The 25,410-nt window shown below is 34.9% G+C and carries 27 protein-coding genes; 17 read left to right on the plus strand and 10 right to left on the minus strand.

What is annotated here, in order from left to right; all coding sequences use genetic code 11:
• Positions 1 to 132 precede the first annotated feature (132 nt).
• Positions 133 to 786 carry a DUF1232 domain-containing protein gene (locus tag ACX5JI_RS16905; RefSeq protein WP_459502193.1) on the minus strand — a complete coding sequence of 218 codons (654 nt, stop codon included), beginning with the start codon at positions 784 to 786 and terminating at the stop codon, positions 133 to 135.
• A 138-nt stretch (positions 787 to 924) separates the two neighbouring features.
• Between ACX5JI_RS16905 and ACX5JI_RS16910 the strand changes: the two genes are divergently transcribed.
• Positions 925 to 1,536 carry a manganese efflux pump gene (locus ACX5JI_RS16910; RefSeq protein WP_459502194.1) on the plus strand — a complete coding sequence of 204 codons (612 nt, stop codon included), beginning with the start codon at positions 925 to 927 and terminating at the stop codon, positions 1,534 to 1,536.
• Between the two features lie 117 nt (positions 1,537 to 1,653).
• Positions 1,654 to 1,812, plus strand: coding sequence for a hypothetical protein (locus ACX5JI_RS16915; protein ID WP_080743487.1), 159 nt, complete (start codon positions 1,654 to 1,656; stop codon positions 1,810 to 1,812).
• 21 nt (positions 1,813 to 1,833) lie between these two features.
• On the opposite strand, the gene ACX5JI_RS16920 is transcribed toward ACX5JI_RS16915, so the two are convergent.
• The 3 genes from ACX5JI_RS16920 to glsA form a co-directional block, all read right to left on the minus strand.
• Entirely contained in the window at positions 1,834 to 2,175 is a 342-nt protein-coding gene (locus ACX5JI_RS16920; RefSeq protein ID WP_459502195.1) for a DUF3969 family protein, read from the minus strand.
• Between the two features lie 200 nt (positions 2,176 to 2,375).
• A complete protein-coding gene (locus tag ACX5JI_RS16925) occupies positions 2,376 to 2,912 on the minus strand; it encodes an SA1002 family membrane protein (protein ID WP_459502196.1) in 537 nt (178 codons plus the stop codon).
• Between the two features lie 29 nt (positions 2,913 to 2,941).
• The gene (gene glsA, locus ACX5JI_RS16930; RefSeq protein ID WP_459502197.1) at positions 2,942 to 3,871 is read right to left on the minus strand and encodes a glutaminase A; all 930 of its coding nucleotides are present in this window, start codon (positions 3,869 to 3,871) and stop codon (positions 2,942 to 2,944) included.
• Between the two features lie 325 nt (positions 3,872 to 4,196).
• Between glsA and nagE the strand changes: the two genes are divergently transcribed.
• The 12 genes from nagE (at position 4,197) to ACX5JI_RS16990 (ending at position 19,315) form a co-directional block, all read left to right on the plus strand.
• Positions 4,197 to 5,699 carry an N-acetylglucosamine-specific PTS transporter subunit IIBC gene (gene nagE / locus ACX5JI_RS16935; RefSeq protein ID WP_459502198.1) on the plus strand — a complete coding sequence of 501 codons (1,503 nt, stop codon included), beginning with the start codon at positions 4,197 to 4,199 and terminating at the stop codon, positions 5,697 to 5,699.
• A 238-nt stretch (positions 5,700 to 5,937) separates the two neighbouring features.
• Positions 5,938 to 7,161, plus strand: a complete 1,224-nt coding sequence (locus ACX5JI_RS16940; RefSeq protein ID WP_459502199.1) for a serine hydrolase domain-containing protein — start codon at positions 5,938 to 5,940, stop codon at positions 7,159 to 7,161.
• A gap of 90 nt (positions 7,162 to 7,251) precedes the next feature.
• On the plus strand, positions 7,252 to 8,070 hold the full coding sequence (locus tag ACX5JI_RS16945; protein ID WP_459502200.1) for a sugar ABC transporter ATP-binding protein: 819 nt from the start codon (positions 7,252 to 7,254) through the stop codon (positions 8,068 to 8,070).
• A gap of 276 nt (positions 8,071 to 8,346) precedes the next feature.
• Positions 8,347 to 8,748, plus strand: a complete 402-nt coding sequence (locus tag ACX5JI_RS16950; RefSeq protein ID WP_459502201.1) for an LSm family protein — start codon at positions 8,347 to 8,349, stop codon at positions 8,746 to 8,748.
• A 16-nt stretch (positions 8,749 to 8,764) separates the two neighbouring features.
• The gene (locus ACX5JI_RS16955; protein WP_459502202.1) at positions 8,765 to 8,959 is read left to right on the plus strand and encodes a hypothetical protein; all 195 of its coding nucleotides are present in this window, start codon (positions 8,765 to 8,767) and stop codon (positions 8,957 to 8,959) included.
• Between the two features lie 12 nt (positions 8,960 to 8,971).
• On the plus strand, positions 8,972 to 10,516 hold the full coding sequence (locus ACX5JI_RS16960) for a glycosyltransferase family 2 protein (RefSeq protein WP_459502203.1): 1,545 nt from the start codon (positions 8,972 to 8,974) through the stop codon (positions 10,514 to 10,516).
• A complete protein-coding gene (locus ACX5JI_RS16965) occupies positions 10,509 to 11,753 on the plus strand; it encodes a nucleotide sugar dehydrogenase (protein ID WP_459502205.1) in 1,245 nt (414 codons plus the stop codon). Before ACX5JI_RS16960 ends, ACX5JI_RS16965 begins: the two co-directional genes overlap by 8 nt.
• Positions 11,750 to 12,715 carry a UDP-N-acetyl-alpha-D-glucosaminuronate decarboxylase gene (locus tag ACX5JI_RS16970; RefSeq protein ID WP_459502206.1) on the plus strand — a complete coding sequence of 322 codons (966 nt, stop codon included), beginning with the start codon at positions 11,750 to 11,752 and terminating at the stop codon, positions 12,713 to 12,715. The genes ACX5JI_RS16965 and ACX5JI_RS16970 overlap by 4 nt, the downstream gene beginning before the upstream one ends.
• Positions 12,708 to 14,252, plus strand: coding sequence for a glycosyltransferase family 2 protein (locus ACX5JI_RS16975; RefSeq protein ID WP_459502207.1), 1,545 nt, complete (start codon positions 12,708 to 12,710; stop codon positions 14,250 to 14,252). The genes ACX5JI_RS16970 and ACX5JI_RS16975 overlap by 8 nt, the downstream gene beginning before the upstream one ends.
• A gap of 432 nt (positions 14,253 to 14,684) precedes the next feature.
• Positions 14,685 to 16,934, plus strand: coding sequence for a formate C-acetyltransferase (pflB, locus tag ACX5JI_RS16980; RefSeq protein WP_459502208.1), 2,250 nt, complete (start codon positions 14,685 to 14,687; stop codon positions 16,932 to 16,934).
• Between the two features lie 67 nt (positions 16,935 to 17,001).
• The gene (gene pflA / locus ACX5JI_RS16985; protein WP_459502209.1) at positions 17,002 to 17,733 is read left to right on the plus strand and encodes a pyruvate formate-lyase-activating protein; all 732 of its coding nucleotides are present in this window, start codon (positions 17,002 to 17,004) and stop codon (positions 17,731 to 17,733) included.
• 415 nt (positions 17,734 to 18,148) lie between these two features.
• On the plus strand, positions 18,149 to 19,315 hold the full coding sequence (locus ACX5JI_RS16990; RefSeq protein WP_459502210.1) for a diglucosyl diacylglycerol synthase: 1,167 nt from the start codon (positions 18,149 to 18,151) through the stop codon (positions 19,313 to 19,315).
• Positions 19,316 to 19,716: 401 nt separating this feature from the next.
• On the opposite strand, the gene ACX5JI_RS16995 is transcribed toward ACX5JI_RS16990, so the two are convergent.
• From ACX5JI_RS16995 to ACX5JI_RS17010, 4 genes are all read right to left on the minus strand, one after another.
• On the minus strand, positions 19,717 to 19,836 hold the full coding sequence (locus ACX5JI_RS16995) for a YfhE family protein (RefSeq protein ID WP_098491654.1): 120 nt from the start codon (positions 19,834 to 19,836) through the stop codon (positions 19,717 to 19,719).
• A 492-nt stretch (positions 19,837 to 20,328) separates the two neighbouring features.
• Positions 20,329 to 20,886 (minus strand): GNAT family N-acetyltransferase, encoded by a 558-nt coding sequence (locus tag ACX5JI_RS17000; RefSeq protein ID WP_459502211.1) that lies wholly within the window; start codon positions 20,884 to 20,886, stop codon positions 20,329 to 20,331.
• Positions 20,887 to 21,127: 241 nt separating this feature from the next.
• On the minus strand, positions 21,128 to 22,258 hold the full coding sequence (locus ACX5JI_RS17005) for an amidohydrolase (RefSeq protein ID WP_459502212.1): 1,131 nt from the start codon (positions 22,256 to 22,258) through the stop codon (positions 21,128 to 21,130).
• Between the two features lie 80 nt (positions 22,259 to 22,338).
• On the minus strand, positions 22,339 to 23,247 hold the full coding sequence (locus ACX5JI_RS17010) for a TIGR01777 family oxidoreductase (protein WP_459502213.1): 909 nt from the start codon (positions 23,245 to 23,247) through the stop codon (positions 22,339 to 22,341).
• An 82-nt stretch (positions 23,248 to 23,329) separates the two neighbouring features.
• On the opposite strand from ACX5JI_RS17010, the gene recX reads away from it, so the two are divergent.
• Complete coding sequence (gene recX / locus ACX5JI_RS17015; protein WP_459502214.1) at positions 23,330 to 24,142, plus strand: recombination regulator RecX; 813 nt, start codon at positions 23,330 to 23,332, stop codon at positions 24,140 to 24,142.
• Between the two features lie 9 nt (positions 24,143 to 24,151).
• Entirely contained in the window at positions 24,152 to 24,469 is a 318-nt protein-coding gene (locus ACX5JI_RS17020; protein WP_459502215.1) for a YfhH family protein, read from the plus strand.
• A gap of 64 nt (positions 24,470 to 24,533) precedes the next feature.
• Here the strand turns inward: ACX5JI_RS17020 and ACX5JI_RS17025 are convergent, their stop codons facing one another.
• Both ACX5JI_RS17025 and ACX5JI_RS17030 read right to left on the minus strand, forming a co-directional pair.
• Entirely contained in the window at positions 24,534 to 24,686 is a 153-nt protein-coding gene (locus ACX5JI_RS17025) for a YpzG family protein (RefSeq protein WP_000122139.1), read from the minus strand.
• 57 nt (positions 24,687 to 24,743) lie between these two features.
• The gene (locus tag ACX5JI_RS17030) at positions 24,744 to 24,902 is read right to left on the minus strand and encodes a small, acid-soluble spore protein K (protein ID WP_459502216.1); all 159 of its coding nucleotides are present in this window, start codon (positions 24,900 to 24,902) and stop codon (positions 24,744 to 24,746) included.
• Positions 24,903 to 25,116: 214 nt separating this feature from the next.
• On the opposite strand from ACX5JI_RS17030, the gene ACX5JI_RS17035 reads away from it, so the two are divergent.
• Complete coding sequence (locus tag ACX5JI_RS17035; RefSeq protein ID WP_459502217.1) at positions 25,117 to 25,383, plus strand: YfhJ family protein; 267 nt, start codon at positions 25,117 to 25,119, stop codon at positions 25,381 to 25,383.
• Positions 25,384 to 25,410: the final 27 nt, after the last annotated feature.

Here is a 25,410-nt window from a genome sequence, read left to right on the forward strand (position 1 = left end):
AATATGAAAAGTACCTGCCGTAAAATCGTACAAACTTTTAATGTTTGTACGATTTTTTTTAGGAAAGAACTATTTCAAGTACGAGTGAAACTAAAAATTTTGGAATAGTCCTTTTGATTTTAATAAAGCCCTCTAAGTGTTCTTCTTTAGTTCAGCTAATTTCTTAATTGCTAACTCCACTGCAATTGCATCATCTAAATATCCGATTGGAAATATATAATCGGGAATAATATCTGTTGATAAAACAAAATACAGTAGAGCACTTCCGATGATAGCGCGCTCTTTGAGAGGAGTGGATTCTTTACAAAATTGGTGATACATATTTTGTAATTGTTCAATAAAGGGACCTGTGCTATCAATTTGTTCCAGTTTTGTTCGGAAACTCTCATGAATACGTTTTTGGCCCTCTGTTGTTTGTGCATAACGTTCATAGTTTTCAAGTTCTTGTTTCACACGACTTGTTGTGTATTCGTAATCAAATAAGTTAGAGGATTGTAATGTTTGTTGAATCGTATCAAGTGATATGTACATATCTTTTTTTTCTTCTTTTTCATAAAAGGAATCTGTATATAATGCATTAAATAACAGTTGCTGCGGAACCTCTAAACATTCTGCAAATTTTTGGAGGTGTTTTTGTTTTGCTTGTTGTTTTCCATTTATAATTCGTGAAATCGTTGACGGATCAATGTCTGTAAGTATTCCTAATTGACGCATCGAAAGAGCGCGTTCTTTTAATAATTTTTTTAATAATGCACCAAGTTTATCGTTTGCATTTTGGCTGGACATAGTTTGGGCACTCCTTTTTGTTTCTAAAGTGTTGAGAAAATGTAGAGCTTTTTATTACATGTATATGAAGCTGACAGGCACAGTTGCTCAACATTTGCATAATATGCAATGAAAAGTGAACAGAAAGGATGAATGATGATGAGTACAGCTAGTTTATTCCCTATTTTTCTAATTGGAATTGCCTCTAATTTAGATAATGCAGGTGTAGGAATTGCATATGGCATTCGCAAGATTCGAATTTCTTGGTTCAATAATTTTATTATCGCGTTTTTTGGTTTTTTTTTCACACTATTAGCTGGATTTTTGGGGAACTGGATTTCATTGTTTATTTCAGATTTTATGGCAAATGTAATAGGAGCACTTGTCCTTAGTGTAATAGGTGTATTTGTTTTATGTCAGCCATTATTAAGTAAACAAGGTAATAGCTCTAAAAAAAGTGGGAATACGTTTATAGGGATATTACGTGATCCAGAAAGTGCTGATTTTGATAAGTCTAAAACAATCGGCTTTTCTGAAGCGAATGTTTTAGGTGTTGCACTATCAATTAATAATATTGCAGGGGGATTTGATGCAGGAGTAACGAATTTGAATCTGTGGTGGACAGCAATTGTCTCTGGCGGATTTAGTTTCATTTGTATTAGTGTTTTTTCCTATATGGGGAAAAGATTTTTGGCGGAATACTTAGGGAAATGGGCAACATGTATTGCTGGTATGTTGTTAATTCTTATCGGAATTGAGCAATTGATGTGAACTTAGATTGAACAGCAATATTTGAGTATTTCCACGGAAATATAACAAGATACTGCATATATCGACACATGTTTATTCATACTAATAATGATTTCTTTTAAAGAAAGGGGGATGAGTATGGGGCGTGGTAAAGCATTTGATCATAAGAAAAAAGGGCATGATCATCAGCCGCCTAAAGGTGCTCATATTCACAAAGATGTAAATGAGCACACGTTAGAAGAGGAAGAATTGCCTGTTAATATTGAAACGTATAAAAATAGTTTGAAGAAGCATTAAAGCACCTATGTAGGTGCTTTTTTAGCGTATATCGTCAATTAATTGTTGTGATTCTTCATACATGCTATACTCACTTAAAACTTGAATGCAACGCCATTTTAATTCCTCAATACTGTGTTCGAATTCTTCGGGGAGTACATGGAGAATATCTTCAAGTCCCATTCCAAAATGAATAAGTTCTAACACTTGATCATCAATATTTCGGTCCATTAATAATTCTAATACTTCTAGGTTGAATATGTATCGATAAGCTTCGTCGGGTGAAACAACTTTTAGTTTTAAGCTTTCCACAATACTAAGTATAAAAAGAAGAATAGTTTTCTCGAGAACAGGTTTCTCGGCCATTTGAAAAATAAGTTTCATATCCTTTCCACCTCCACCGTATAGCGTTAGGTTGTACTATATTATTCAAGAAGGGGGGATGAATATGCATAATAAAAAAGTTATCCTGTCTAAATAAACTAGGATAACTTTTTATCTCGCACGACTTCCACTTCAAGATGTGGAAAGGAACGAGTCATATAGGTGTGGGGAATGAAAGCCCGGGAGCTTTCAAATTTATTTTATTTGTGAGAATTTGTAATCCGTATTTTATGCATGACGACTGCAATCCACACTGACAATAGGGAAATGAGTAATGAAAATACAACGTAATCGGGATTGTCAAAATTAGAAAAAATATTTTTCAAGGAACTTTCTCCATTAATTAAGACACCAAAAAATAATTGATAAAGTGTTAAATAAATAGTTGTCCATTGAATGAAATATTCAGCAACTTCCAATAGGTCGGTTGATAAGTCTACGAAACGACCGAATAAGTGAATGAAATAGAATAATGCAATAGCTGTTAATAAAATAGCCATAAAAGATAGATATACAATAGAATCAACCTCGATTTTTCCGAAGTTTGAGTTAACAAAAATCGATAAGAGAATCGCGAGCATTATTATGAGAAAAAGGGAGGCGATACAGAGAAATACAAGAAAAAATAAAGATATAATATATGTTTTTACTTTATGCAAATGCAGTTTGTTATAGGTGAGATAACCAATGAAGATGAGTAATATTCCAATAATCGTTAAATAAAAAAATGTATACAAGTTTTTTCAGTCCTTTTAATATGTAATAATTAAAAAATGCTCCATCCTTCTTGAGCAGAAAGAAGTTCTAATATTTTAAAGCCAGCAATACTATTTCCATTTGCGTCAAGAGCTGGTCCAAAAATTCCGATTCCCATCTCTCCTTTTACGCACCCGAAAATGCCGCCAGCAACACCACTTTTTGCAGGAATCCCAACACGAATTGCAAATTCTCCAGATTCGTTGTACATGCCGCAAGTTACCATAAATGTTTTACAAATTTTTGTTATATGCTTAGGAATGATTTGTTTTTTCTTATATGGATCATAGCCATCCATTGCAAAAATTAAACCGATGCGTGCCAAATCAATGCAGTTCACCTCAATTGCGCATTGACGTGTGTATAAATCCATAAGTGCTTCAATGTCATTATCAATGATGCCGTTTTGCTTCATATAGTAGCAAAGTGAACGATTTAAGTAAGCTGTCTCTAATTCCGAGCTGGCCACTTTGGAAGAGTAATGAATTGTAGGATTGTCCGTTATATCACGCACAAAGCGAAGGATGCGTTCCATCTTTTCTTCATTCGTATTCCCTAATAGCATGCTTGTAATAGCTAATGCACCTGCATTAATCATCGGATTAAGGGGTTTCGAGGGGCTTGTTGTTTCTAGTTTAATAATAGAATTAAACGGGTCACCAGTTGGCTCCATTCCAACTTTAGAGAATACATACTCTTCACCACGATCTAAAAGGGCAAGAGCAAGGGTAATGACTTTTGAAATACTTTGAAGAGTAAAGAGGGTTTGTGCGTTACCAGCATGAACATACTTGGTCTCTTTATGATAGATAGCAATTCCTAAGTCATCTGGATTTGCATTGCCTAGTTCAGGGATATAAGTAGCAAGTCTCCCTTTTTTCGTATATGGTTTTACTTGTTCTAATAACTGTTGTAAATTGTTTGTTTCAACACACTGCATAGTACCAACGCTCCTATTTCTTATTAACTAATTTTACTGTTCCCATGTAGAACCGGAAATAAATAATAACATGAAAAAGAGGAATGATAAAATGAAAGTTCTGTATGCTATAATAAGTTTTTTCGTATACATATTGTAGGGCTAAAAAAAGAGAAGTTTCCTTTTATATAACAGATTTTTTATGGGGGGAATTTCCATGAAAAGTTCAAAAATAAAAGCTACACATCTATACAACTATATGTTATTATGGTTATGTGATAGAAAGCGTTTTCTAAATCAAATTTATAATGATAACGATTTCATAAATTGAATAGGAGGAGTTACAATGTTGCAGTTTTTACAACGTATTGGTAAAGCGTTGATGCTTCCAATCGCAGTTCTACCAGCGGCAGGACTATTGCTTCGTTTAGGTCAACCAGACGTATTTGATATTCCTGTTATGGCACAGGCCGGTGCAGCGATTTTTGATAACTTAGCACTTATTTTTGCAATTGGTATTGCAATCGGTCTATCTGTTGATGGTAGTGGTGCCGCAGGTCTTGCTGGTGCGATTGGTTATCTTGTTATGAAAAATAGTATTGATGCACTTAGTAAAGGGTATTCTACTGCAGAATTACAAGATAAATTAGGAAAAGTTCAAGATTTAGTAGGTAATAGTGCAAACGTAGATCCATCTAAGCTTGCAGATACAATGACACAAGTATCGAAGGCTGCCGAGTTATCGACAAAAGTTGATATGAAAGTATTAGGCGGTATTATTGTAGGGATTATTGCAGGATTACTATATAATAAATTCCATAAAATTAAACTTCCAGAATGGTTAGGATTCTTTGCTGGAAAACGTTTCGTTCCAATTATTACATCTGTTGTGATGTTAATATTAGGAATTGTATTTGCACAAATTTGGCCAACAATTCAGAGTGGTATTGATGCATTGGCTCATGGCATTGTTAACTTAGGAGCAACTGGTGCAGGTCTATTTGGATTCTTAAACCGGTTATTAATTCCAATTGGATTACATCATGTAATGAACACATATTTCTGGTTCGTATTTGGTGACTTTACAAATGCAGCGGGGAATGTTGTAAATGGTGATATTGCTCGCTTCCTTGCAGGGGATAAATCAGCAGGTATGTTTATGACTGGTTTCTTCCCAGTTATGATGTTCGGTTTACCAGCAGCATGTTTTGCAATGATCGCAGCTGCGAAACCGGAAAAACGTAAAATGGTTACAGGTATGTTAGGTGGACTTGCATTAACTTCATTCTTAACTGGTATTACAGAACCAATTGAATTCTCATTCATGTTCTTATCACCAGTATTATACGGTATCCATGCTGTATTAACAGGTATTTCTTTATTTGTTACAACAACACTTGGTATTCATGATGGTTTCACATTTAGTGCTGGTGCAATTGATTATGGATTAAATTTTGGTATTGCAACAAAGCCGTTATTATTAGCGGTAGTTGGTTTAATTTATGCGGTTATTTACTTTGTAGTATTCTACTTCTTAATTAAGAAGTTCAACTTAAAAACTCCAGGTCGTGAAGATGATGATGAGTTAGTAGAAGAAGGCGATGCACCAGTTGCAGGTTCTATTGGTGAAACTTATGTTACAGCATTAGGCGGAAAAGACAACTTAACAGTTATTGATAACTGTGCAACTCGCTTACGCTTACAAGTAAAAGATGCAAACTTAGTAAATGAGCCAGCGTTAAAACGTGCTGGAGCAAAAGGTGTTATGAAATTAAGTAACACAAGTGTACAGGTTATCGTAGGTACAAACGTTGAATCTGTAGCTGATGATATGAAAAAACATGTATAAATGATTGTGAAAGAGGATGCCCAAAAAGATTCGTAAAAGTAATCTTTTTGGGAACATCCTCTTTTTTTATGGGAATCTTACCTTTGGCAATCTTCTTTTTCTTTTTGATACATATTGGTTGGTAATACATTCTTCACATGATAAAGTAAGGGGGATGTAAAGAAAATTTCCATTAGTTAGAAGAAACTAGAAGCAATTTTTTATGACTTAATTATTGGTGAATAAGGGGAAAATAACCATGAAAGAAGAAAAAGATAGCGGAAGTAGGAAAGTTCGTCGTAGACCAGTTACATATATAAAAAGAATCGTTATTTTCGGTGTATTGTGTTCGCTTATATATTTAGGATACACAAAAATCACTTCACATAATAAAAAAGAGAATACGTTAAAAACAACTACAGCAGTAAAGAAAGAAACGGAACAAAAACAAGCAGAACAAACACAACCAGAACAGACCTCAGAAGCGCCGCAGCAAGTTAAGGCAGAACAACCTGCTGAAGGACCACCGCAAGAAATTAATGAGAATGCTAAGTTAGATGAGTATTTAAAGAGCAAAAATTTTAGCGGAACAGCCGTTGTTGTGAAAAATGGAAAGATACTTCTGAATAAAGGATACGGGCTAGCAAACCGCGAGAAAAACACCCCAAATAATTCTGAAACAACATTTTACATTGGTTCGATTTCAAAAGCATTTGTAGCGACAGCAATTATGCAATTAAAAGAGCAAAATAAACTCCAAACAGAGGATTTGATAGCAAAATACATTCCTGATTTTCCTAAAGGTAGCGAAGTTAAATTAGTCCATTTATTGACACACACATCTGGAATTCCTGAATATGAAGCAGGGACAGGTGATATTTCTCATGAAGAACTGTTAAAACGAATTGGACAGCAAAAACGTTTATTCAATCCAGGGGAAAAATGGGAATATTCAGATTCCAATTACTCAATACTCGGTTATATTGTGGAAAAAGTTAGCGGACAGCCATTAGAAGAATATATAAAACAACATATTTTTGATGTGGTAGGTATGAAGAATTCAGGCTTTGGTACTGCACTCGAGAAAACAAAGTACCCATCTACGGGCTATAAGATTGTAAATAATAATATGACAGTACCTGCTGTTCCAAACATGTCACAATTATATGGAAATGGTGACATATATACGAGTGCAAATGATTTATATTTATTTAATGAAGCACTATTTTCTGGGAAGCTACTATCTAAAGAAAGCTACGATCAAATGTTTACGCCATTTAAAAAAGATTATGGGTTTGGATGGTATGTTAATCCAGGAAGTTACTCTAATCACGGCGTAATGCCGGGATGGAATTGTTTAAATGGGTTTAGTAGAAGCGGGAATGTGTATGTTGTTTTATTATCTAATATTCAAAACAATATTAAATCATTTGGCACGCTTAATAATGATATTTATAGTATGTTGCAGCATATTGAAGTGTAAGAGACTATCTTTTGGGATAGTCTTTTTTTATATGAGTTGAGGACGGAGATATTTATTGGGATAATAAAAAAATGGGAAAAGGAGGATGTTATGAGCATTCATAAGCACCATGCACGTAATGCAAGGAGAATATTATTTTTAGCTATTATTGTATGGATTATTATCATGATTGGATTGGTCTTGGAATATCAAAGCGGAACACTTTTTCGTTCAGAACAGAATAATCTTAAATTAATAAGTATCGTATTACCAGCGTGTATGTTACTAATTTATAGTTTGGTAGAAAGAATCAGAGCTAAAAAGATAGAAAAAATTATTAAAGATAAAGAAAGCTCTTTATTGTTGGAACAGCGGAGATTTGTCGTTCGTAGAGAAACCAGTATGTTTACGACAGTTACATACTTTGGACTAGATGGAAATACAATGGGGATGCTCAAAGAAAAATATGATTCCCATATTCAAAAGGTATGGAAGTTTTTCTTATCCTTTTTCTTTAAAGGAATGTATGGGCAAAAATTTTATTTATTTAATGAATTAGGAGAAAAGGTGTTGATAATTAGGAAGAAAAGAGGTGTACGGAATTCGTATATATTTTATAGCATAATGGGAGAGAGAATTGGTGAATTACATCAATTGTTGAGCTTAACAAAATGGGAATGGCACTTTTTATTAGCTGAAGGAATAGAAATTGGGAAAGTCACAGGGGATTTATCAGGAACATTACAAAAAGGAAAGTGGCAAGATGGTACTTATATCGATGTGAAAGAAGATGGGATTCCACTAGAAGCGATTCAATATTTATCTGCAAGTGGAGGATCACTTGTTACAGTATCGATAGGGGAGTATGCGGAATTACAAAAGGCGGTATATTACGCTGTAGCTGCTATTATAACTTTAAAAAATGAATAAAAATGGAAAAAAGCAGATGAGGAGTCATCTGCTTTTTTTCATTTTTATTCTTATTTTCATTTGGTATGGAGCTAAAAAAGTCTTAATTACTTCTATGCATGGGCGGATGCTCTTTTCTACCTAAAAATCGAGTTTTCAGTCGAACAGATTGTATATACAACTACCATTTTCTATAAAATGTACGATTTACCTATCACAGAAAAATCCTAATTGTATACATTAAGATGTATAGATGTAATATCTATCAAATCTAATATAAAGTAGGAGGAAAGGAATATGTGTCTATTTACGAGATATTGGAAGAAGCTAGAGGCAGTTTTTAATAGGCAATTGGATAACTTTTTAGATCGCAAGCTAGTACCTGCCTTTGAAAAGATTTTGTTTTCAAGAAAATTCTCGGAATTTATTCAGAGAAGCTCTAAGCAAGCTACGGAAGAATTTGTTGAATCAAATAAATTTCAATCTATTATTTGTGCGATTTTAAAAGAATGTGTGACTTCACCGTTTAAAGAAATCGCTGAACAACTCTTAGGAAAAGATGTAGAAATAGTGACAACGGTTGGTCAGTTAACGGGTGTGATTGTAGAAGTAGGAGATGATTTCCTGACGCTGCAAGAAAGTATAGGGACGACAGTTTTATTACCATTTACAAGTATTATCTCAATTCATGAGATATAAGAAAGGAGAGTTCTTTATGTTATTTATCAATGAGTTACGTAAACATGTTGGAGAACTTGTGCAAGTTGTAACAGTTGTAGAAGTGGTAGTGGGAATTCTTTTATCAGTAACAGATGGAGTAGCAATCGTTCGTACGTCTCCATCTTATGGTCCACCAGAAGATGTACTTGTACGGATTCCTGTTATTGCGTATGTTCGTTTGGGGGGCTAAGGGGGATAGGTTATGAGGATATCGGTTATTATTCCTACGCATAATGAAGCTGAAACGCTGGGAGCAGTTTTAGAAGAAGTAAAGAAATTGCATCCATATGAAATTATTGTTGTAGATAATGGGTCAACAGATCGGACGAAAGAAATTGCATTAGATAATGAATGTCATGTCATTCATTATAAACATTCATTAGGTAATGATGTAGGACGAGCAATTGGCGCTAGAGAAGCGATTGGTGAAATTGTGTTGTTTTTAGATGGTGACATTGTAATCAGTAATTATGATTTACAGTGTTTTGTGAAAGGAATTAAACAGGGACATCAAATCATCGTGAACAATTTAAACTGGTCTGTGTATTTAAAGATGCGCCCTCATTATACAACAGTTGGAAAATATATGCTTAATCGTTATTTAAATCGAAAAGAGTTAGTTATAGGTTCTTTAATTGCAATTCCTCATGCGATGAAGCGAGAAGTAATAGAACAAATTGGCTGGTGGAATTTAGCGGATCCAGCATTATTTCAAGCGATGGCTGTATCGAAAGGAATCTGTATTGCTGATACTGCCTCAGTTGATGTTATTCATACAAATAAAGTTCGTCCCGTTCATACTGGGACTTCTCCTGGTTCTCCTTTTCCAAAAGCTACAAGTCGTATTATGGGAGATCATTTACGGGCATTACAATATGTAATTGAAATTTATGGTGCACGTGGAGGTTTTTCTGAAGGAAAGCGGGATCGAGATTTTATAAAGAAATGTGAACCTAGGATATTAAAAAATAAGAAAGCAAAATATAGTGCAATAATCCCTGTCGCAGAAGAAAAAATGACGATACGATCAGTTATAAAAGAAGTAAAAAAAGCCGGTGTTGATGAAATTATTGTTGTTGCAAATGGAGCAGATCAGGAAACGGTTAGGCAAGCAGAATTGGAACATGTTACGGTGATTCAATTTCCAAATGCGCTTGGGCATAATGTTGCGCGAGCGATTGGTGCGATGCATGCTACGGCTGATATTTGTTTATTTGTAGATGGTGACTTTGCTATTCCTGCAAAAAAACTCGTCCCTTTTTTAGAAGCTGTTGAAGCTGGTACTGATGTTGCACTAAATGATTTGCAAATTTTGTTAGATACTTTTCAACCAGCTGACCCAATTAGTATGGGGAAATATTTTGTGAATTTGGTCGCAAAGCGTCCGGATTTGTGGAATAACTCATTAACTGCAATCCCGCATGCTATGCATAAAAAGGTAATAGAAGAAATAGGGTATGATTCTTTAATCATTCCACCGTTGGCTCAAATGAAGGCCATTTTAGCAGGATTTACTATTAAAGCGGTGCAATTTGTAGATGTAATAAAAACCAACCGCATTCGCCCTGATCAGCATGAAATTGTAGACGGTCGCATTCCGGCGTTTGATCGTATTTTTGGTGATCAATTGGAGGCGATTTCTTATTTATTACAAAATACAAATGAGCGAGGTAGTTTTACCGATGGAGAAAGAAATAGAAAGATTATACAGCAATTGAGAAAGGAAGAAGAAAATACAAATGAATGATAGTAGCATTGTAACAATCATTGGTTTAGGATATGTAGGTCTTCCTTTGGCAGTTCATTTTGCTGAAAGAGGATATACGGTAATCGGATTAGATAAAGATGAACAAAAAATAAAATCAATTACAAAAGGGGAAAGTTATATTCCGGACGTCCCTTCAATTATGTTAAAAAGTTTAATACAAAATAAACAATTAGTAGTGCATACACCGAATGACGGTATAAAAGATTTTCAAAATAGTACGTATGTCATTGTTACTGTACCAACACCTATGGATGAAAACAAGGAACCAGATTTGACTGCCCTTGTCGCAGCCTCACATTATATAAAAGAAAACCTTCAAGTAGGACAAACCTTCATTTTTGAAAGCTCCACATATCCAGGTACGTTAGAAGAAGTTATTATTCCTATTATCTCTCAAACAGGTAAACAGGTAGGCGTAGATTATTATATTGGCTATTCTCCTGAACGAATAGATCCAGCGAATGATCAATATACAGTACAAACAATTCCAAAAGTAATTAGTGGTCAAACAAAAAAATGTAGAGGAAAAATACAAAATCTGTATAGTCACGTATTTGATACAGTAATTCCAGTTAGTTCTCCAAAGGTAGCGGAGATGTGCAAAGTGTTTGAGAATATTCAGCGTTTAGTTAATATTTCGCTTGTGAATGAGCTGGATATATTATGCGGGAATTTGAAAGTGGATTTTCGTGAAGTACTTGAAGCAGCTGCGACAAAACCGTTCGGTTTCACACCATATTGGCCTGGGCCAGGAATTGGTGGACATTGTATTCCTGTTGATCCGTTATATTTTCAATGGAAAATAAGCCAACTGGGATTATCAAGTCAATTGATTGAAGCAGCTCATGTTATTAATGAAGAGATGCCAGGAGAAATTGTCAAAAAAGTGAAAGGTGTGATAGGGTCTCCTGCGACTGTTTTTATTGTTGGGATCGCTTATAAGAAAGATGTGAATGATTTAAGAGAATCGCCAGCCCTTCCGATTATTCAATTATTAACGAAAGAGGGATATAAGGTGCAATATTATGATCCTCATATTTCCTCTGCAGAAATTGGAGAAATCATCTATCAGTCAGTTCCATTAGAAGAAAAGGTATTAAAAGAAGCTGATTGTGTTTTAATTTTAACAGATCATTCTAGTATTGATTGGAAGTTATTTGAAGGATTACCTCATGTAGTAGACACACGAGGTATCATAAAGAAGGTGAATTTATGAGTAAGCGTTGTTTAATTACAGGTGGAGCAGGATTTATTGGATCTCATTTAGCAGAAGAACTTCTTAAAAGAGGGCATCAAGTAACAATAGTTGATAATTTTTATAAAGGAAAAAATAAATTTCATTTAGAGCTAATGCAGTCTATTCCAATTATTCCAATTAGTATTTTAGATAAAAGTGAAATTGATGAATTGGTAGGTCAACATGATGTTGTATTTCATTTAGCAGCCATTTTAGGTGTGAAAGCGACAATGGAAAAAAGCATAGAGTTGATTGAAACAAATTTTGATGGAACACGTAATATTTTACAAGCTGCATTAAAAGGAAAAAAGAAAGTTATTTTTGCATCTACTTCTGAAGTATACGGAAAAGGAAAACCACCTTTTTCAGAAGAAGGTGATCGCCTATATGGTGCAACATCAAAAATACGCTGGAGTTATGCACTTTGTAAAACATTAGAAGAAACGCTGTGTTTAGGGTATGCGTTACAAGGGCTCCCTGTCACAATCGTTCGTTATTTTAATATTTATGGTCCAAGAGCAAAGGATGGTCCATATGCTGGAGTCATTCCAAGATTTGTTCGTGCGGCATTGCAAGGTGAAGATATTCTTGTATATGGGGATGGAAAGCAGACACGCTGTTTTACGTATGTAAGTGATGCGGTAGAAGCAACAATTTGTGCAATGAATGAGAAAGTAAATGGAGAAATCATTAATATCGGTTCCGACAATGAAAAAAGCATACAAGAAGTAGCACAAGATGTTCAAAGATTCACGAATTCTTCTGCAAAAATCGTGCATATTCCATTTGAAAAAGTATATCCGCATGGTTTTGAGGAGATCCCGAATAGAAAACCAAATGTAACAAAATTAAATGAGGTATTGCAATTCCAACCTAGTGTGTCATGGGAACAAGGATTGAAGAAGACGATTGAGTGGTTTCGTGAGGGATATCATGGCTAAATCATTATCTGTTATTATTCCGGTGTGTAATGAAATTGATAGTATTGCTGATGTTATTCATTCTGTCCAACTTTTACAGCCGTTAGAAATTATTGTAGTAGCGAATGGGTGTACAGATGGTACGGATAAAATAGCTGGAAATTTAGGATGTACAGTTCTTGTATATAAAGAAGCACTTGGAAATGATGTTGGCCGTGCCATTGGTGCGAAATGTGCAAAGGGCGATGTTTTATTGTTTTTAGATGGGGATTTTGTGATCAAAACTTCTCAATTACAATTATTTCTCAATCCAATTTTGTATGATCAAGCGGATGTAGTGCTAAATAATTTTGATGCATTATTTTCAAAAAAACAAAGGCCGCACTCTATTACTGTATGGCGTCAAATCTTGAATGCAATGTTGGAGAGAGCAGATTTAAAAATTGATTCCATTTTATCGGTTCCTCATGCATTTACAAGAGAAGTAGTACAGAGCATAGGGTATGATGCTTTAGAAAATCCGATTGTAGCACATGTTCGTTTATTGCAGAACAAATGGAGGATTAGCCGTCATCATCAAATAGATGTAATTACCCCAAATAAGTTTCGTCCTGCCGAGCATGATGCTTACGGAACAAATCTTTCTCATGCAGAACAAAGAATGATTGGTGATCATATAGAGGCAATAGCAGGGTGGATAGAAATACGAGATACACGTGGTGGGTATTGTGATGGGAAAAGAAAAAGAGAGAGCATTTATCATACTTTAGAGTTTGCAAAGTTTTATCAGGGATGGGGCGTACAATCGAAATTATATAAAGGAAAACAGTTATCTATTGTTATTCCTGTACAAAATGAGGAAAGCACGATAGGTAAGGTGATAGAGGAAGTTCGTAAAATTGAACCATTAGAGATTATTGTTGTTGTCAATGGATCTTCAGATAAGACGGCAAGCATTGCTAGAAAAAATGGGGCAAAGACAATTGTGTATGAAGAGGCGCTTGGGAATGATGTAGGTCGTTCGATGGGTGCATATTTTGTCAAGGGTGATATTGTTCTATTTATAGATGGAGACTTCATTATCCCAGCACGTGATCTATATCCGTTTGCTAAAGCAATAGCAGATGGAAAAGATGTTGCCTTAAATGATTTAAATCATTATTTAGATTTACGAATTCCACTTCATCTTGTAACAGCATTTAAATATGCAATAAATCTTGCATGTAATCGAAAGGATTTAGGTGTGGGTTCTCTTATTGCTGTTCCGAATGCATTTAGTCGTAAGTGTTTAGATGGCATAGGATATGATTCTTTATTATCCCCATGTGTCGCACAAATAAAAGCGATTCTCTCGGGCTTTGAGATTTCGTGTGTAAGCCGCATTGATGTAGATGGGATGAATCGTATTCGTCCCAATCAACATTTCTCACCGATAGGACATCCTCCAGCCGTATTACGAATCATAGGTGATCATATAGAAGCGATAGATCAATTGGTGGAGATAAAAGGTATTAGAGGTGGATTTCATGATGGAGGAAGAAACAGAAAGGCACTATAATTTTTGGAACTCTTTTTTGTAGGGAAGAGTCTTTTTCCATCTTAGTTTTGTTATTATTGTAAATTAGGCATTAAAAGTAAGTCGTATTCACTATGAAAAGAAGTGTACCAAACAGGTACACTTCTTTCTATTCTGTTTCAAAAAATATAACAGAATAAGATATAAGGGTATTACAGTTTAAAATGGGTATGACTCTCTATCCTACAGAATAGGATTCGATTATAAGGATACCAAAAAAATACAATTAAAGGAAGAGGTAATTTTAAAGAGTTTAAAATGAATTTAACACTATGTGCATAGTACTTTGCTCAACATTTCACAAACATGTCACAACTATCTCGTTCGCTTTTTCAAAAAAGTAGTATTCTAAATGTATAAGCTGTTATATAAAAAATCTTAGTCCTGTACTAATCAAAAATGGAGGAGATTAGGATGACTCAAGTATTAGAAAATGTAAAAAACGCATGGACAAACTTTAAAGGTGAAAAGTGGAAAGTAGAAATTGATGTTCGCGATTTCATTTTAAATAATGTAAACGTTTACGAGGGGGGCGAATCTTTCTTAGCGGAAGCAACAGAAGCAACGAAACAACTTTGGGATCAAGTAATGGATTTAACAAAACAAGAACGTGACAATGGTGGCGTACTTGATATGGATACAAGCATTGTTTCTTCTATTACATCTCATGGTCCTGGATATTTAAATAAAGATATTGAAAAGGTAGTTGGTTTCCAAACAGATAAACCATTTAAACGCTCTTTACAACCTTATGGTGGTATTCGTATGGCAGAGCAGGCTTGTGAATCTTATGGATATGAAATGGACAAAGAATTAAGCCGTATTTTCAGAGACTGGCGTAAAACGCATAATCAAGGTGTATTCGATGCTTATACTCCTGAAATGAGAGCAGCTCGTAAATCTGGTGTTATTACAGGTCTTCCAGATGCATATGGCCGTGGACGTATTATTGGTGACTATCGCCGCGTAGCATTATATGGTGTTGATCGTTTAATCGAAGCGAAAAAAGAAGATTTAAATTTAACTGGTGGTGTAATGAGCGAAGATACAATGCGTTTACGCGAAGAATTATCTGAGCAAATGCGTGCACTGCAAGAATTAAAACAAATGGCAGCTTCTCACGGTTTTGATATTTCTAAACCAGCAACAAATGCACAAGAAGCATTCCAATGGTTATACTTTGCTTATCTTGCAGCAATTAAAGAACAAAACGGGGCAGCAATGAGCCTTGGACGTACTTCAACATTCTTAGATATCTTTATTGAAAGAGATCTTGAAAATGGTACATTAAATGAAGAAGCGGCACAAGAGATTGTTGATCACTTCATTATGAAATTACGTCTTGTGAAATTTGCAAGAACACCTGATTACAATGAATTGTTCTCTGGTGATCCAACTTGGGTAACTGAATCTATCGGTGGTATTGCCCTTGATGGTCGTCCATTAGTAACGAAAAACTCATTCCGTTTCTTGCACACATTAGATAACTTAGGACCAGCTCCAGAGCCAAACTTAACAGTTCTTTGGTCTAAACAATTACCACAGAACTTTAAAAACTACTGTGCGAAAATGTCTATTAAAACATCTGCAATTCAATATGAAAATGATGACATTATGCGTGCAGACTATGGCGATGACTACGGTATTGCTTGTTGTGTGTCTGCAATGAGAATCGGTAAGCAAATGCAGTTCTTCGGAGCTCGTGCAAACTTAGCTAAGACACTATTATATGCAATTAATGGCGGTATAGATGAAAAATCAAAAGAACAAGTTGGACCTGAATTTGCACCTATCACTTCTGAAGTATTAGATTATGAAGAAGTTATGCATAAATTTGATATGACAATGGAATGGCTAGCAGGTTTATATTTAAACACATTAAATGTTATCCATTATATGCACGATAAATATAGCTATGAGCGTATTGAAATGGCACTTCATGATACAAATGTTCTTCGTACAATGGCAACAGGTATCGCTGGATTATCTGTAGTAGCTGACTCTTTAAGTGCAATTAAATACGCAAAAGTAAAACCAATTCGTGATGAAAATGGTATTGCAGTTGACTTCGAAATCGAAGGTGATTTCCCTAAATATGGTAACAATGATGATCGCGTAGATGAAATTGCAGTAAATCTTGTAAAAACATTTATGAACAAGCTTCGTAAACATAAAACATACCGTAATTCTGTTCATACAATGTCAATCTTAACGATCACATCTAACGTTGTATACGGTAAGAAAACAGGTAACACTCCAGACGGTCGTCGTACTGGTGAACCATTTGCGCCAGGTGCAAACCCAATGCATGGACGCGATACAAAAGGTGCATTAGCATCACTATTATCTGTTGCAAAATTACCATATGAAGATGCACAAGATGGTATTTCTAACACATTCTCAATTATTCCAAAAGCGCTTGGTAAAGAAGATGATGTACAAGTTAAAAACTTAGTATCTATGCTTGATGGATATGCAGTGAAGGAAGGGCATCATTTAAATATTAACGTATTTAACCGTGAAACATTAATGGATGCAATGGAACATCCTGAAAAATATCCACAATTAACAATTCGTGTATCTGGTTATGCTGTTAACTTCATTAAATTAACTCGTGAACAGCAAATTGATGTAATTAACCGTACAATGCATGAAAGTATGTAAATAAAAAGTTTCCCTCTGCCTTTTATAACAAGCAGAGGGGGACTGTTTCGATAGAGGAGGAAGTAACATGGTAAAAGGAAGAATTCATTCTGTAGAGTCTTGTGGTACTGTTGATGGCCCAGGAATTCGTTATGTCATATTTACACAAGGGTGCTTATTACGCTGTCAATATTGTCATAATGCTGATACGTGGGAAATTGGTAAAGGAAAAGAAATAACAGTTGAAGAAGTAATGCAGGATGTTACATGTTACCTTCCCTTTATTGAAGCGTCTGGTGGCGGTATTACAGTGAGTGGTGGGGAACCATTACTACAATTAGACTTTTTAATTGAGTTATTTAAGAAATGTAAAGAAATTGGAATTCATACGACGATTGATTCTTCCGGAGGATGCTATTCTGAAGAGCCAGAGTTCCAAAGAAAATTAGATATTTTAATGAATTATACAGATTTGGTATTATTGGATTTAAAACATATTGATTCAAAAAAGCACCGTAAATTAACCGGTAAACCGAATGAACACATTTTACAATTTGCCCGTTATTTATCTGATAAGCAGAAACCAATCTGGATAAGACATGTATTAGTCCCTGGTGTTACCGATAGTGAAGAGGATCTTCAAAGGCTATCTAGCTTTATTCAAAGTCTATCTAATGTACAAAAAATTGAAGTCTTACCATATCATAAACTTGGTGTATATAAGTGGGAAGCCCTTGGACATAAATATCCACTCAATGGAGTAGAGCCGCCAACGGAAAAAAATGTTCAAAATGCAAAACATATTTTACAAGCAGTCTAATCCAAATATTGGATTAGGCTTTTTGTTTTCCTTTAATAAACCCTAGAGTATACGGAAAGAAAAGAGTATACTAAAAGTGGAATATCCATATTTTTGTAAAGAAATAAGAGGGTAAATTTACATAATTGTAAAGGGAAATCGAAATAGTAAAAAGAATTAAGATGTATTAGGGTGAGTATCATGGAATATAGAACATTGGTAAGTTATTGCGAAAGCTCTTATAGGAAAGTATAATGTAAAGATATGAGCACAGATAGGATTAAGGGGTCAATCTTATATGCTTTGCATATCCACGACAGGTACATAGCTAACATGAAAGTGTTGGAATCCAAATATGTAATTTTTTTAAGGAAAATGTTTTTCCTATTGTCGTATATGCAATATGGAGAGGCGAAAAAGCTAGGAGTGGATTTGTTTGATAAAAAACCCCAAGGTTTTAATATTAACTGCACATTACGGTAATGGTCATGTGCAAGTAGCAAAAACATTAGCAAAAACATTTAATCAAAAAGGAATTGAAGATGTGATTGTTTGTGACCTATTTGGAGAGTCACATCCTGTCATAACGGATATTACAAAATATTTATATTTAAAAAGTTATACAATAGGTAAAGAGTTATATCGTTTGTTTTATTACGGTGTAGAAAAAATTTATGATAAGAAGATTGCATCGTGGTATGCAAACTTTGGGAGAAAACGTTTAAAAGCACTGTTACATGCTGAAAAACCAGATATTGTAATTAATACATTTCCGATTATTGCCGTACCAGAATTGAAAAAACAAACAGGTTTTTCAATTCCTGTTTATAATGTGCTAACAGATTTTTGTTTGCATAAAATATGGATTCATCGTGAAGTAGATCGTTATTTTGTCGCAACGGATCATGTGAAAAAAGTAATGGTTGAAATCGGCGTGCCTTCAGAACAAATTGTAGAAACAGGGATTCCAATTCGTAGCAATTTCGAGTTAAAAATGAATCCAGAAATTATATATAATAAATATCAGTTATCTCGAGAGAAAAAGGTTTTACTTATTGTGGCAGGGGCTCACGGTGTATTAGGAAATGTAAGGCAATTATGTCAATCATTTATGACAGTTCCTAATCTGCAAGTAGCTGTTGTGTGCGGGAAAAATGATACTTTAAAACAGGAATTGTTAGGACTACAAAAAGAGAATCCTGAGGCTTTAAAGGTATTTGGTTACGTAGAAAATATTGATGAGTTATTCCGTGTTACTTCTTGTATGATTACAAAGCCGGGAGGCATTACTTTAAGTGAAGCTGCAGCTTTACAAGTACCTGTCATTTTATACAAACCTGTACCAGGGCAAGAAAATGAAAATGCACTGTATTTTGAAAATAAGGGAGCTGCACTTGTCATTCGTGAAGATGAGGATGTTTTTGCGAAAACAAAGGCACTATTAGAAGATGATATGAAGCTTTTGCAAATGAAAGAAGCCATGAAAAGTATTTACCATCCAGAGCCGGCTTGTCATATTGTCGATGCAATTTTAGAAGAAAACCATGTACAGCCTAATCATATGCCAATTAAACCAACAGCCTTTGCTCAATCTTTTACGTAAAATAAAGCCCTCTTTTTATTTTGGGAGAGGGTTTTTTTGATTTGCATGAATTCAGTATAATAAATAGAGGTAGTAGGACTGTGTACATATATTTACAATGTATTGTGTTATCCACAAGAGAATGCGGTTTCAATAGACGGTAAAATCTAAATATTAACAACTATATCCACATAATCCACAATTTTCAGAAAAATATCCACAACTTAAACACGATATATGCAATTTAGTTTATAGTAATTCCAGGGAATCTCTCAATTTATACACAATTCTATTAATTCTGTGGATAAAGTTGTCCACAAAAAATACTCCTTATACTATGAGGAGTATTTTTTGTCATCCGTAGCGTAAATTGTATGGTTTGATAGAGAGGATTAAAAAAATCCCCAAACTTCACTTTCCGATTATACGCCTTTTGGACGATATCCTGCTGCACGATCTGCTTTTCGAAATTCTCGTTGATAAAGAACTTCTTGTGTACTATTTAATGTATTTCTTGCTTTTTCACGTTTCTTTCTATCCATTATAGATCACCTCATGTCATAAAGTTACTACCTATCGTTTCCAATGACATAAAGGGATATACATAATAAGCAAGTATATTCATTTTATAATTATATAAATACGGATTGAAAGACTGACAGAAAACCATTCCTTTTAGGTGGGAAAGGGCATCTGCTCATGGGTAGAAGCGGTCAGTGATTTTTTAGCCCCATGCCATATGAAAACAGAAGGAGAAAATGAGTGGAGAGCTTCTTTTGTTTTCATAACCGCGACTTATATGTCGGAAAATCAAAATGGATATATAGTTACATATTATATATAAATACAAATTGAAAAAATGACAGAAAACCATTCTTTTTAGGTGGGAGAGAGCATCCGACCATGCATAGAAGCAGTCAGCTCCTCTTCCTGTCCCATGCCAAATTAAAACAAAGAGAGAAAATGAGTGTAGTTCACTTTTTGTTCTTCATAGCAGTGGGTTATGTGTCGAAAAATCAAAATCGATTTATATATTATGCTTCTTTTAAATGATGGATATCTTGTAAGACTGTGTCACGCATTGTAGCAAGTGTATATTGATCTTTAGTAATCTCATATAAATTATACACTTCCTCATTTGCATTAATTTGATCATAAACAGCTTTTCTCGTTTCATTTGCTAGATTTACATACAATAGTTTTTCAGCTGCTTTAATTGAACGAACATTTACTTTGCGAATACGCATAAAGATTGTTTCAATATCTAGCTCATAGAAAAGTTCGCTAAAAAACGCATCTTTTGCTAATTTATTATAACCTTGGCCGTGATAAGGCTTTCCGAGCCATGTGCCAAGAAAACCAGCTTTTTCTTGTACATCAAATAAAGTAATCGTGCCGATAGGATTTCCCCATTCATCTAAAATTGTGCGTGAAATTAGTTCACCGCGCTCTTCCTCTTCTATCGTCTGTTTTGTTAAAAATAAAAACTCTTCATATGAATAAGCTTTTTGACGCACAAAAGGGAAGACAGCAGGATCCACCATTAAATCGTATAGAACGTGGCTGTCGTGTAAGTCGCGTTTTTTTAACATACTACTTCCTCCTCGTATGAGGGCAGCATGACGAAAAAACACCCCACCCTCGAAATTTTTATATCAATCTTTAAAAAATTTCGGGGTGGGAATCGAACCCACTAGAACCAGTCTATAATGCTGGTGGCGCACCATTTGCCTTCCCCATTCATCAATTTGAAATGAATAATCACGACACAAATTGATTATGGTTTCATTCAGTTTATAATCGTATAATACTTTATCTAATCAAAAAAATAAACTAGTTTTTTTTATTTTTTTTGTAAATTATTTTTCCGTCAATCATAGTTAGTACGGGCTTGGCTAAATAATGAAATGGATGATGTGTCCATAACACAAGATCAGCATCTTTTCCTGCTTCGATGCTTCCGATTCTTTTTTCCAGACGTAGATTTCGAGCAGGGAGAATTGTAATTCCTTCTAATGCAATTGTTTCATCTAATCCTTCTCTGACGGCGATGGCTGCACAAACATTTAAGTATTGAATAGGAGTATAAGGGTGATCCGTCGTAATGGAAACTTCTATTCCAAGTTTTGATAAAGTATGGTACGTATCCCATGATTTATTTTTGAGTTCAATTTTTGAACGGCGCGTTAATGTGGGACCAACACATATTTTTAAGTTTTGGTTGGCGAGCTCATTGGCAATAAAATGTCCTTCTGTACAATGTTCGATGCGGAAATCAAGATTGAATTCTTTTGCAAAACGAAGAGCGGAAAGAATATCGTCTGCCCGATGGGCATGCATACGTACTGGAATTTCGCGGCGCAATGCTTTTAGAATCGGAAGCATTCGGAAATCGGCCTCGTTGCCATGATGTTGTGCCTCGTAGAAAGCTTCACGAAGCAAGCCCATAATTCCCATGCGAGTAATCGATTCTTTTGTACCATTACTATGAACTCGTTTTGGATTTTCACCAAAGGCAATTTTTAATCCTGCTGGTTCTTGAATAACCATATGATCGATACAAGTTCCCGCCGTTTTAATTACACATGTTGTCCCACCAATAATATTTTGGCTTCCAGGCATAACGTGGACAGTTGTAACGCCGCTTTGAACTGCATCTTGAAAAGCGATGTCAAAAGGGTGGATACCATCTAAAGAACGGATATGTGGTGTTAATACTTCAGAGGTTTCATTCGCGTCATTTCCAGCCCATCCAGTCCCTTCATCGTATAGACCAAGATGAGTATGCACATCGATAAAACCTGGTAAAAGATGAAGTGCTCTTGCATCGATAACTGTCATATCTTGGAGGGGTTCAATATGTGGCTTTATTGCAACGATTTTATCGTGTTTAACCAATACATCTCCTTGAAATTTAGAAGAAGTAATGGGATATACAATGGCTTGCTTAAATAGGGTTTTCATAGATACCTCATTTCTGGTAACTAATCATTTTTACATGATTAGTAAATAGAACAATTTTATTGGGGAATATTTTCGAAGTACTACAGTGTATGCGGTAGTATATTTTGTAATGCATATTCTAGTGTAGGAAAAGAATATTGGTATCCATGCTGGATTGCTTTATTGGGCAATACATGTTGTCCTTGCAACACAAGCATACTCATTTCTCCAAGTAAAGCATGTAGTGCAAAGGCTGGAACGGGAAGCAAGTGTGGGCGATGCATGACAATTGAAAGTGCCTTTCCAAACTCTTTCATTCTTGTAGGGTTTGGAGCCGTAATGTTAAGAGGTCCTTCTATTTCTTTTGTGTTTATTGCAAAATCAATCATGCGGATGACATCATCTAGATGAATCCAAGATAACCATTGATTACCTGATCCGATTGTTCCACCAATAAATAATTGATAGGGAAGCAACATTTTAGGAAGGGCACCACCATCTTTTCCTAAAACAATCCCAAAGCGTGAATAGATGGTCCGAATTCCGAGTGAAGTAGCTTGAGCGGCTGCTTCTTCCCAAAATTTCACCGTGGTTGCTAAAAAATCACTCCCATGTTCCTCGTTCTGTTCTGTAAAAACTTTTGTCTCAGATGTACCGTAATAGCCAATAGCGCTAGCATTAATAAAAGTATGAGGTTTTGTTTGTAATGTTTGTAATTGTCTAATGAGGCCTTTTGTTGTATGAAGGCGACTCGTTAGAATGTTTTCTTTCTGCTTTTTTGTCCAGCGCCTATTATTGATAGATTCTCCAGCTAGATTAATCACAACGTCAATAGAAGTGAGCGGGAACTTATGTGAGCGGGTATCCCATTGAATATAGTGAATGTTAGAATTGTGAGGATGCTCTCTTTTTTTTCGGGTGAGAATGTAAATTGTATATCCTTTGAGACTTAAAAAATTAGTTAATGCTTTACCGATAAAACCAGTGCCTCCAGAAATTGCGATTTTCAACTGAATTTCCTCCTCATTATATATATTCATGAAAAGAAAAATTGTTCCGTAACTATGTTAAAATAGTAGCGAGGTGAAGAATATGGCTGTCATTACAAAAATAGAAATACAAAAACGAACGAAAGAACGATTTAATATTTATATTGATAAAGGACAAGGTGAAGAATACGGCTTTAGTGTGAATCAAGTAACCTTAGTCAAGCATGGTTTGCAAAAAGGTTTAGAAATTGATGAAGTAGAGTTAGCAAATATTTTGTTCAATGAAGAAGTGCAAAAAGCATATTTACAAGCAATTTCTTATTTATCTTATCAAATGCGGACGAAACAAGAAGTAGAAGAGCACTTACGAAAAAAAGAAATTGGACAAGCCATCATCTCTGAAGTTATTTCGAAGTTATTACATGATCGCTATATTAATGATAAAGAGTATGCCATTTCGTATGTGCGAACTCATAGTAACGTGAATCAAAAAGGACCGACTATTATTAGGCGGGAGCTTCTTAGTAAAGGTGTTCAAGATATAATTATTACTCATAGTTTACAAGAATATCCGAAAGAGATGCAAATTGAAAATGCGTTTGAACTTGTAGAAAAAAAGAAAAAGTCCTATCAAAAGCATTCTTTTTTACAAATGAAGCTAAAGTTAGAAGAAATGTTAGTTCGTAAAGGATATAATCGTGATGTAATTCAAATTTGTCTAGAAGAATTAAAAGAGGAAAAGGATGACAAGCAGCAACAAGAGGCATTGTTATATCATGGGAATAAGCATCATGAGAAGTACAAAAAACATGATGGATGGACATATGAAAATAAAATGAAACAAGCATTATATCGAAAAGGTTTTTCTATTGATGAGATCGAAATGTTTTTACAAATGAAACGTGAAGAGGGATGAGGGAATATGATGAATATGCCAAAACGCTATAGTGAGATGACACCACATGAGCTAAGAGAGGAAATTGGCATTTTAAAAGAACAGGCTGTGAAGGCTGAACAGCTTGGTATAGTAAATGAGTTTGATGTATTAACGAGAAAGATGGCTATGGCTCGTGCTTACATGACAGATATAAACGCATTTCAGATTGGTGAAACATATGAACTTACAGAAGAACCCGGTGTATTATTTACGATTACGTATTTCAATGGAGTCTTTGCTTGGGGGCATAAACAAAATGAGACAGAGGAGATTGGTATTCCTATTTCGCTATTACAAGAGAAGTAAAAACCAGAGAGCTGTGGGGCTCCTCTGGTTTTTACTTCTTGTAGTTATTAAAGGAGATAGGCATTTAAATTTGGCGTTTTCGCATTTCATTCGCCAAAATAATGAGAGATTGAGTTTGTTGCGTCTGTCCATTTACTTGCGCTTTTGCATGTTTCGGACGTGCCCAGGTAGGGTTGAATAATTCAGAACGACGATCTAAATGATTACGGTAGCTCATCTTTATCACCTCATGTAGGAAGTTAATTGTAACAATTCTTTAGAACTGATTATTATTTTACTCTTCCTGATGATTTGCGGCACGCATACGTTCCTGCGGGTGTGTATTAATTGTGCCGTTCGGTCTTTTTGAAGCAAAATGAGCTTTTGCTTTCGCTGGACCATCGATTTTGCTGTTGTTTTTTGATTCAGACCAAAATTCGGCTTGTCTACCCAAGAAGAACGCCCCCTCATTACTAAATGATACTTACGAAGAAGTATCATTAATAGAATGTGCAAAATAGAAGAAATTATGCTTGAATAAAAAATGAAGATTTTGTTGGTAATAGAAGAAATTCATGAATGCGTACAACCTTGTATTTATTCATAATTTTGATGAAACAATAAGATTTTGGAATAAAGGACGAAATCAATAAAAGGAGATATAAATAATGAATGATAAGTATGAAGTATTAACAAAAGAATTACTTGAGAAAAATAGCTTTCTGTCTTATTCACAGGCACGTGCATGGATTGAGTTGTTATGGGAGGATTTCCAAGTAACGTATGCAAAGTCTGGTCGATATCAAAATGAAGAAATGACGGAACAAATTGTAAGAACATGGATTAATAATCATGGTGAGCGTCTTCACGAAATCCGGACGAATAACCCGAAATATAGTCATTTAATTAATCAAGATGATCATGTAAAGCATTAAGAAAAGCGACCGAAGGGGTCGCTTTTC

It is taken from the genome of Bacillus sp. C1, assembly GCF_054570475.1.